A 1,638-nucleotide genomic window follows, 5' to 3' on the forward strand; every position below is an offset into this window, starting at 1 on the left:
TCGTACTTCTGAGAGATGTTTCTGGAAGACACTAAGCACGAGACAATTTCGTTTCGTTATTAAAGCCAAACTTGTCGTGAGGCAAGGTCGGAAAGCTACAGATCTTCATAGTTTAATTTTGAAGATGGCTGGGTTGCATTGCTTACTTTTTCTATATTAAAGGATATTTTATGAAAAAAGCGATGCTATTTTTTGCAGCTTTATTGTTTTCAATAGGTGCTAATGCAGCAAGTATGAATTTGGTTGCTGATAGTGGTAAAGGTGTTGTAGCTCCAGGTGCGGGTTCAGGTAGTGCCTTATTTGGTAGCTCAGCACCATTTGCTTCTGGAGCAGAGATCAATGATGTGTGGTCTTTAGATGTTACAGAAGCGGGTCAATGGTCTTTCTCTATTACAGCGAACTCAGGCCAAGGACCTTCACCAAGTCCATTTACAGCTTCATTAGCAGGGAATACTTTTGATATTCTTGGATCAAGCATTTTGTTTAGTTTGTTTCTGGATGTCGGTCAGTATTTCTTAACAGTCGAGGGCTTATCTGGTCATACCTTTACTGGCTATGATTTAGCTATCAATGCAGTTCCTGTACCTGCTGCTTTATGGTTATTTGCACCAGCACTGATGGGCTTTTTCGGTTTACGCCGTAAAGCACAACTTACTGCTGCTTAAGACCTAAAAAGTTAACAATATTGTTAGTTTAAGGAAAAGGGAGCTTCGGCTCCCTTTTTTTTGACAAATTAGAGTGTTATCATCGGGACTGAAAGTAAATTATAGCCACGGAGAAGGACACATGAAAAAGCTGCTCAAGTCATTTTGTTTCATCACAACTCTACTAGTTTCATCGGTCATCTATGCTGATGATGCATATACACTTAATGCCGGAGATCAACTGTCAATTTCTGTATGGAATGAAGACGCATTGCAGCGTGAAGTGGTTATTCTTCCCGATGGTACCGTGTCATTTCCACTCGCAGGTCAGTTAAAAGCGCAAGGACAGTCCGTTTATGATCTCGAAAATGAGCTAAAAACCAAATTATCCGAATTTATTTCAGATCCTGTCGTAAATGTCACAGTAAACGCCGTTTCTGGCAATACAATTCACATATTAGGCAAGGTATTACGTCCTGGTTCATTCTCCATGAGCCAACCTTTAGACGCTATGCAAGCACTAAGTTTGGCTGGTGGTTTAAATACGTTTGCTGAAGAAAACAATATTATTATTTTGCGACGCAATGGCGAGAAACAACAAATACTTCCTGTACATTATGCCCGCATCAAAAAAGGCCAGTCCTTAGAAACTAATGTCATGTTAAAAAGTGGCGATGTTATTATCATCCCTTAAACAGCTGGAAATGAATTTTTCTGCATGGAGACCGCATGAAATATAAGGTGATGATCCCCTCTATTTTGGCATTAGTTAGTCAATCAGCATCATTGTTAGCGGCAGAATATATTTTGGGTGCTTCGTTCTCACCAACACTAAGTTATGATGATAACGTACTCCTAAATGAAGATAGTGACAGTAGTTTTAAAACGCAGATACGTCCAACATTATCTTTTAGTCGCTTAAAAGAAAACTCATCTTTGTTATTCAGTTCTGGGTTAAATGTGGAACGTTACACGGAATTAAAAGATCTCGATC

Annotated in this window: 3 protein-coding genes and 1 riboswitch; all 3 genes read left to right on the forward strand. The window is 39.3% G+C overall.

The genetic code is table 11. The features are described from left to right. The first annotated feature begins 54 nt into the window (after window positions 1-54). Window positions 55-141, forward strand: a riboswitch (cyclic di-GMP riboswitch). Window positions 142-170: 29 nt separating this feature from the next. Then, window positions 171-665 carry a hypothetical protein gene (locus A9E74_RS14430; protein ID WP_069297147.1) on the forward strand — a complete coding sequence of 165 codons (495 nt, stop codon included), beginning with the start codon at window positions 171-173 and terminating at the stop codon, window positions 663-665. Window positions 666-786: 121 nt separating this feature from the next. Further along, entirely contained in the window at window positions 787-1,338 is a 552-nt protein-coding gene (locus A9E74_RS13700) for a polysaccharide biosynthesis/export family protein (RefSeq protein ID WP_069297148.1), read from the forward strand. A 35-nt stretch (window positions 1,339-1,373) separates the two neighbouring features. Next, window positions 1,374-1,638, forward strand: a 265-nt coding sequence (locus A9E74_RS13705) for a hypothetical protein (RefSeq protein ID WP_141696834.1), incomplete at its 3' end; no start/stop codon positions are given.

Origin of the sequence: Methylophaga muralis (assembly GCF_001720165.1) — a bacterium.
GTDB classification, from domain to species: domain Bacteria; phylum Pseudomonadota; class Gammaproteobacteria; order Nitrosococcales; family Methylophagaceae; genus Methylophaga; species Methylophaga muralis.

Excerpts from the sequence above, each read along its gene's own strand:
- A9E74_RS14430 (WP_069297147.1), top strand. The coding sequence starts at position 171 with ATGAAAAAAGCGATGCTATTTTTTGCAGCTTTATTGTTTTCAATAGGT.
- A9E74_RS13700 (WP_069297148.1), top strand. The coding sequence starts at position 787 with ATGAAAAAGCTGCTCAAGTCATTTTGTTTCATCACAACTCTACTAGTT.